The sequence below is a fragment of the Streptomyces sp. NPDC006235 genome (genome assembly GCF_040613735.1).
Lineage (GTDB): Bacteria > Actinomycetota > Actinomycetes > Streptomycetales > Streptomycetaceae > Streptomyces.
Window position 1 is genome coordinate 20,351 of sequence record NZ_JBEXSR010000069.1, and the last position, 7,302, is coordinate 27,652.

Below are 7,302 nucleotides of genomic sequence, written 5' to 3' on the forward strand. Positions count from 1 at the left end.
ATGAGCCAGACCCCGGACAGTGTCGTCCGTACGTACATCGAGCAGCACCGCGCCGCCTTCCTCGACGACCTCGCCGAGTGGCTGCGCATCCCCTCGGTGTCGGCTCAGCCGGACCACGCGCCCGACGTACGACGCAGCGCCGACTGGCTCGCCGCCAAGCTGAAGGAGACCGGGTTCCCGACGGCCGAGGTCTGGCAGACCCCGGGCGCGCCCGCCGTCTTCGCCGAGTGGCCCTGCGACGACCCGCAGGCGCCCACGGTGCTGGTCTACGGCCATCACGACGTGCAGCCCGCCGCCCGGGAGGACGGCTGGGACAGCGAGCCCTTCGAGCCGGTCGTCAGCGACAACCGCCTCTACGCGCGCGGGGCGGCCGACGACAAGGGCCAGGTGTTCTTCCACACCCTCGGCGTCCGCGCCCACCTCGCCGCCACCGGCCGCACCACACCGGCGGTGCACCTGAAGCTGCTGATCGAGGGCGAGGAGGAGTCCGGCTCGCCGCACTTCCGGGCCCTCGTCGAACAGCACGCCGAGCGGCTCGCCGCCGACGCGGTGATCGTCTCCGACACCGGCATGTGGTCCGAGGACACCCCCACGGTGTGCACCGGCATGCGCGGCCTCGCCGAGTGCGAGATACGGCTGCACGGACCCGACCAGGACATCCACTCCGGCTCCTTCGGCGGCGCGGTGCCCAACCCGGCGACCGCCGCCGCCCGCCTCGTCGCCGCCCTGCACGACGAGCACGCGCGCGTGGCGATCCCCGGCTTCTACGACGGCGTGATCGAACTCACCGACCGAGAGCGGGAACTCTTCGCCGAACTGCCCTTCGACGAGCGCCAGTGGCTGCGCGCGGCCAGGTCGTACGCCACCCACGGCGAGGCTGGGTACACGACCCTGGAGCGTGTCTGGGCCCGCCCCACCGCGGAGGTCAACGGCATCGGCGGCGGCTACCAGGGCCCCGGCAGCAAGACCGTCGTGCCGTCCTCCGCCATGGTGAAGCTGTCCTTCCGGCTGGTGGCGGGCCAGGACCCCGCCCTGGTGGAGAAGGCCGTCCGGGCCTGGGCCGAGCAGCAGGTGCCCGCCGGGATCCGCTGCGAGATCACCTTCAGCGGGGCCACGCGCCCGTGCGTGACGCCGCTGGACCACCCGGCCCTGAAGTCGGTCGCCCGCGCCATGGGCCGGGCCTTCGGCAAGCCGGTCCGCTTCACGCGCGAGGGCGGCTCCGGACCGGCGGCGGACCTCCAGGACGTGCTCGGCGCTCCGGTGCTCTTCCTCGGCATCTCCGTCCCGTCCGACGGCTGGCACGCCCCGAACGAGAAAGTGGAACTCGACCTGCTGCTCAAAGGTGTCGAGGCCACCGCGTACCTGTGGGGCGACCTCGCCGAGCACTGGCGCCATGCGCCCTGAGCGTCCCGCGCCGTCCGGACCGGCAGGGCGCGCGGGGCACACTGGAAGGGCTGCCCCGCCCCGCCCCGCCCCGCACACTCCCACCGGACCCGGTCGCCTCCCGCCGTACGTCCCGCTGATCAGCCCGCCGAACCCGACAGTTCCCCCGGGGAGTTGGAAGCACCCGTGACCACCTGGACCGACCAAAACGCCGACCGACCCATCTCGCTCACCGCACCGAGCGGCATCGACCGGGCCGCGCACCACCGGCTCGACGAGGCCTGGCTCGCGGCGGCGTGGAGCCACCCCTCCACGCGCTGCTTCGTGGTCTCCGGCGGCCAGGTCCTCATCGACGAGACGGCGGACGGGCGCACCGAACTCGTCATGACGCCCTCCTTCGAGGCCCCCCTCACCGAGGCCCACCGCTACTTCCTCGGCATCGACGAGGACGGCGTCAGCTACTTCGCCCTCCAGAAGGACTCCCTGCCCGGGCGCATGGACCAGTCCGCGCGTCCCGCGGGGCTGCGCGAGGCGGGCCTGCTCCTGTCGGCCCGGGACGTGGGCCTGATGGTGCACGCGGTCGGCCTGGAGAACTGGCAGCGCACCCACCGCTTCTGCTCGCGCTGCGGCGAGCGCACCGTCATCGCCGCGGCCGGCCACATCCGCCGCTGCCAGGCCTGCGGCGCGGAGCACTACCCGCGCACGGACCCGGCCGTGATCATGGCCGTGACCGACGAGGACGACCGCATCCTGCTCGGCCGCCAAGTGCACTGGCCCGAAGGCCGCTTCTCGACGCTCGCCGGTTTCGTCGAGCCCGGCGAGTCCATCGAGCAGTCGGTGCGCCGCGAGGTCCACGAGGAGGTCGGTATCACCGTCGGCCAGGTCGAGTACGTCGCCAGCCAGCCCTGGCCCTTCCCGTCCAGCCTCATGCTGGGTTTCCTGGCCCGCGCCACCTCGACCGAGATAGACGTCGACGGCGACGAGATCCACGAGGCCCGCTGGTTCTCCCGCGACGAACTGCGCGCCGCCTTCGAGTCCGGCGAGGTGCTCCCGCCGTACGGCATCTCGATCGCGGCCCGCCTGATAGAGCTCTGGTACGGCAAGCCGCTGCCGACGAGAAGCGCCGCCTGACGGGGGCGCCCGGGTGCCCGCCCCGTACGGGGGACTCGCCCGCGAGCAGGCGTGTGTGCCCGGCAACGCTGATACCTGGAGGCGGACTTCCTCGCTCACGGGCCGCCAACCGCAGGCGGCCCGACGGCTGCTGCCCGGATGCGCCTTCCGCCGCACGCTGCTGTGGCGTTACGTCTTGGTGTGGGACAAACCAGGGGACACACGACGGGAAGGCGGCCCCTGAGACACCTCAGGAACCGCCTTCCCGGCACAACCGCACGGCGACTAGGCGCCGATCTTCTGCTTCACCTGAGCCAGCGACGGGTTGGTGAGAGTGGAGCCGTCCGGGAACAGAACGGTGGGCACCGTCTGGTTTCCGCCATTCGCCTTCTCCACGAACGCGGCGGACTCCGGGTCCTGCTCGATGTTGATCTCGGTGTACGCGATGCCCTCGCGGTCCATCTGGCTCTTCAGCCGACGGCAGTAGCCGCACCACGTGGTGCTGTACATCGTCACAGTGCCCGGCATGTCTCTCGTGCTCCTTCGGTGGCTCGGGGACGGGTGGGTCGCAGAGGTGGAACGTACGCGCACGGGCCACCATTCCCGCGGCCCGTGCCCCGCCGGACGTGACGCCTGCCGCATTCGTACGACTATCAGTGCCCGCCTGTGGACAACCGGCACAGCCGTTTCGCGCGACCTGGCAGCATGGCCGTGTGACAGCAGCAACGCACTCCACCCTGTTCCCGCAGGTACCGGACACCCCCGACGCGGTCCTCGAAGGGCTCGACCCCGAGCAGCGCGAGGTGGCCACGGCCCTGCACGGTCCGGTGTGCGTCCTGGCGGGCGCCGGCACGGGCAAGACCCGGGCGATCACCCACCGCATCGCCTACGGAGTGCGCGCCGGTCTCCTCCAGCCCTCCAGCGTGCTCGCCGTCACGTTCACCAACCGCGCCGCCGGGGAGATGCGGGGCCGGCTGCGCCAGCTCGGCGCCGCCGGCGTCCAGGCGCGCACGTTCCACTCCGCGGCACTGCGCCAGCTCCAGTACTTCTGGCCGAAAGCGATCGGCGGCTCCATGCCCCGGCTCGTCGACCGCAAGGTCCAGCTCGTCGCCGACGCGGCCGCCGCCTGCCGCATCCGCCTCGACCGGGGTGAGCTGAGGGACGTCACCGCCGAGATCGAGTGGTCCAAGGTCACCCAGACCGTGCCCGCCGACTACGCGCCCGCCGCCGCCAAGGCGGGCCGCGAGACCCCCCGCGACCCCGCCGAGATCGCCCAGCTCTACGCCGCCTACGAGGACGTCAAGCGCGAGCGCTCCGTCATCGACTTCGAGGACGTGCTGCTGCTGACCGTGGCCGTCCTGCAGGACCGGCACGACATCGCCGAGCAGGTCCGCGCCCAGTACCAGCACTTCGTGGTCGACGAGTACCAGGACGTCAGCCCCCTCCAGCAGCGCCTGCTGGAATTGTGGCTGGGCGACCGGGACAGCCTGTGCGTCGTCGGCGACGCCAGCCAGACGATCTACTCCTTCACGGGAGCGACGCCGGACCATCTGCTCGACTTCCGCAGCCGGCATCCGGGCGCCACGGTCGTCAAGCTGGTCCGCGACTACCGCTCCACCCCCCAGGTCGTCCACCTCGCCAACGGACTGCTCGCCCAGGCGAAGGGCCGCGCCGCCGACCACCGCCTGGAGCTCGTCTCCCAGCGCGCCCCGGGGCCCGAGCCGGTCTACACCGAGTACACGGACGAGCCCGCCGAGGCCGAGGGCGCGGCCCGGCGCATCCGCGAGCTCATCGACGCGGGCGTCCCGGCCGCCGAGATCGCCATCCTGTTCCGGACGAACGCGCAGTCCGAGACCTACGAGCAGGCCCTCGCCGACGCCGGGGTGCCCTACCAGCTGCGCGGCGCCGAGCGGTTCTTCGACCGCCCGGAGGTGCGCAAGGCGAGCGTCGCCCTGCGCGGCGCGGCCCGCTTCGGCGGCAACGACTCCCTTCTGGACGACGCCGTCGACCTGCCCTCCCAGGTGCGCGCCGTGCTGTCGGGGGAGGGCTGGACACCACGGCCACCGGCCGGCTCCGGCGCCGTGAGAGAACGCTGGGAGTCCCTGGCCGCCCTGGTGAACCTCGCCCAGGACTTCACCGCCGCCAAACCCGGCGCCACCCTCGCGGACCTCGTCGCCGAGCTGGACGAACGGGCGAACGCCCAGCACGCCCCCACCGTGCAGGGCGTCACCCTCGCCTCCCTGCACTCGGCCAAGGGCCTGGAGTGGGACGTCGTCTTCCTGGTCGGCGTGGCCGAGGGCATGATGCCGATCACCTACGCCAAGACCGACGAACAGATCGAGGAGGAGCGCCGCCTCCTGTACGTCGGCGTCACCCGCGCGCGGGAACGCCTCCACGTCTCCTGGGCCCTGTCCCGTTCCCCCGGAGGCCGCCCCAACCGCCGCCCCAGCCGTTTCCTCGACGGGTTGCGCCCTGGTTCGACGGCCACCAGCGCCCGTTCCGCCGCCGGCAGTACGGGCGGCATCGAGCGCGGAACCCCCGGAACCAGGGGTTCCGCCCCGAGGCGAGTGCAGCGAACGCCCGCCCGCTGCCGAGTCTGCGGCCGCACGCTGACCGACGCGGGCGAAATGAAGCTGATGCGCTGCGACGACTGCCCCTCCGACATGAACGAGGGTCTCTACGAGCAGCTGCGCGAGTGGCGAGCCGAACAGGCGCGACGCAGTGGTCAGCCCGCCTTCTGCGTCTTCACCGACAGGACCCTGATGGCCATTGCCGAGACCGCGCCGGACGACGAGCACGAGCTGGCGCGCATCCCGGGAGTGGGGATGCGCAAGCTCAATCGCTACGGAGCCGACGTACTGGCCATCTGCGCAGGCCAGTACACCGGAGGGGACGCAGATCAGGACTGACACGAACTCGTCGAAAAAATAGTTTGCGCATGCCCCAGCAATCCCCATAGGTTCTTAGGCACGAGAGCAGCGGCCTTCTCGGAGGCCCTGATTCCGTGTTGTACTTGCATATCCGCAGGACTGGTTCACCCAGTCCCCCGAGACGCCGAGAGGAGGCGAGTCCAGTGATCAGCATCAACACCAGCTCCGTCAGCATCGTGAAAATGACCGATCGCTCGGCCGTCTCCGCGTGCATGCTCGGCGTTTCGAACCTGGGCACCGGTCTGTCCGGCATTCGTGCCGCGCGTCCGGCGTCCTCCTCCGTTGCTCCCGTGGGCCTTCCCGTCCGTGAGCGCAATGAGCGACCGACCGAGGCACTGGAAGCGGCAGTAGTGGCACAGGCGCAGGCCTATGCCTTTACGGCGACCGGTGCCGGATTCCGGAAGCAGACGACGCAGCACCACCAGATGTGGGCCTTCCGTGGGCCAGAACCCTGGAGTGATCCAGCCTGATCGCCGATCAGGCCGGCGCCTTCAGGGCCGCGGAACCCCATCCGGGATCCGCGGCCCTTCTGTTTGTCCCTGAACAGGGACGACGGACCGAAGGAGCCTCGGGACAAGAAAAGAACCCGGTACCAGCCGCCCCCCGGCCAACAGGCCGGAACGACCAGACGAGGAAGACGAACCGTGCAACTCGAAGCGCACGCCCCGTCCGTACCGCCTTCCGAAACGATCCCCAAGCCCGGCTCCACGGAGGACTCCGCCTTGACCCCGCTCACCGCGCTCACCGCGCTCGACGACGCCATCGAGAACCTCGGCGTGCCCGTCCCGTGCCGTTCTTACGACCCGGAGGTCTTCTTCGCCGAGTCGCCCGCGGACGTCGAGTACGCCAAGTCCCTCTGCCGCACCTGCCCGTTGGTCGAGGCCTGCCTCGCCGGCGCCAAGGAGCGGCGCGAGCCCTGGGGCGTCTGGGGTGGCGAGCTGTTCGTGCAGGGTGTCGTCGTCGCCCGGAAGCGGCCGCGTGGCCGCCCGCGCAAGAACCCGGTTACGGCATGAACACCGCAGGAACGATCGACCGCCCCCTCACGAACGACCCCCAGAAGCAGGCCCCGATGAAGCCGTCCACTGACGAGCCCGCAGGCTCCGCGACCCGAGACTTCACCACCACCGGCGCGAAGGACTCGCGTCAGAACAGGACCCGAGAGATGCAACTCATCCCAGAAGCCATGGCCCGTGCGCATATGCACGAGCGACTGCAAGAGGCGGAGCGGGAACGCCCGGCCGTGCGCCTGGCGACCGCCCGCCGGATGCAGCGCAGGGCGGAGCGCGCCTCACGGCGTGCCCGCCGGGCGCTCGCCATGGCGGTCATGCAGTAACCGACCTCACCAGAAGCGGTGCCTCCCGAGCCCGAGAGGCCGAGCTCTCCCCGCGGGGGCCGGTCCGTGCCGAACGGACCGGCCCCCGTGGTGCGTTGTACACCGCGCGACCCGGCTGGGCTGGGCGCGGACGGCGGACGAGCCCCGCGTCGCGCACCGCGGCCGTGGGGCACGGCGATATCGTCGCCGGGTGACGAGTCCTCCCGGAGACGGTGACGACAGCTCCGCAGCGGAGCCTCAGCCGCTCGTGTGCGACCGCTGCGGCACGTCGGCCGGCACTCTGGCCGACGGGCCGCCACTGACCTGGACCTGCTCCGTCGAGAACGGCGACCGCCGCTACTTCTGCCAGACCTGCTCCCGGGAGAACCTCAGGTCGATCGAGGGGCGCCTGGACTCGGACTGGTGGTGAAGAGCGGGCTGCCCGCTGAGAGGTCCTAACAGAAGTTGTTGTTCAAGTGACCGTCGGCTTGTCTGCTCGTTGGTCGAGGCGTGGGGAAACGTCAGTCGCGGCCATGGATCGTGTCGGACGAACTGTGGTCGCTCATC

Annotated in this window: 8 protein-coding genes; 7 read left to right on the forward strand and 1 reads right to left on the reverse strand. The window is 71.2% G+C overall.

The genetic code is table 11. The annotated features are described in order from the left end of the window. Together ABZ192_RS41000 and nudC are read left to right on the forward strand one after the other, a co-directional pair. Window positions 1-1,404: a dipeptidase gene (locus tag ABZ192_RS41000; protein WP_356929556.1), complete on the forward strand. Its 1,404-nt coding sequence runs from the start codon at window positions 1-3 to the stop codon at window positions 1,402-1,404. Between the two features lie 165 nt (window positions 1,405-1,569). Further along, window positions 1,570-2,514: an NAD(+) diphosphatase gene (gene nudC, locus ABZ192_RS41005; RefSeq protein ID WP_355846298.1), complete on the forward strand. Its 945-nt coding sequence runs from the start codon at window positions 1,570-1,572 to the stop codon at window positions 2,512-2,514. A gap of 264 nt (window positions 2,515-2,778) precedes the next feature. Here the strand turns inward: nudC and ABZ192_RS41010 are convergent, their stop codons facing one another. Further along, entirely contained in the window at window positions 2,779-3,021 is a 243-nt protein-coding gene (locus tag ABZ192_RS41010) for a mycoredoxin (protein ID WP_004983675.1), read from the reverse strand. A 185-nt stretch (window positions 3,022-3,206) separates the two neighbouring features. On the opposite strand from ABZ192_RS41010, the gene ABZ192_RS41015 reads away from it, so the two are divergent. From ABZ192_RS41015 to ABZ192_RS41035, 5 genes are all read left to right on the forward strand, one after another. After that, a complete protein-coding gene (locus tag ABZ192_RS41015; RefSeq protein ID WP_356929557.1) occupies window positions 3,207-5,402 on the forward strand; it encodes an ATP-dependent DNA helicase UvrD2 in 2,196 nt (731 codons plus the stop codon). 164 nt (window positions 5,403-5,566) lie between these two features. Then, window positions 5,567-5,893: a hypothetical protein gene (locus ABZ192_RS41020; RefSeq protein WP_356929558.1), complete on the forward strand. Its 327-nt coding sequence runs from the start codon at window positions 5,567-5,569 to the stop codon at window positions 5,891-5,893. Between the two features lie 174 nt (window positions 5,894-6,067). Continuing rightward, window positions 6,068-6,436 (forward strand): WhiB family transcriptional regulator, encoded by a 369-nt coding sequence (locus tag ABZ192_RS41025; protein WP_010047663.1) that lies wholly within the window; start codon window positions 6,068-6,070, stop codon window positions 6,434-6,436. Beyond that, window positions 6,433-6,756, forward strand: a complete 324-nt coding sequence (locus ABZ192_RS41030; RefSeq protein ID WP_356929559.1) for a hypothetical protein — start codon at window positions 6,433-6,435, stop codon at window positions 6,754-6,756. Before ABZ192_RS41025 ends, ABZ192_RS41030 begins: the two co-directional genes overlap by 4 nt. Window positions 6,757-6,946: 190 nt before the next feature. Then, window positions 6,947-7,165, forward strand: a complete 219-nt coding sequence (locus ABZ192_RS41035) for a hypothetical protein (RefSeq protein ID WP_356929560.1) — start codon at window positions 6,947-6,949, stop codon at window positions 7,163-7,165. Window positions 7,166-7,302: the final 137 nt, after the last annotated feature.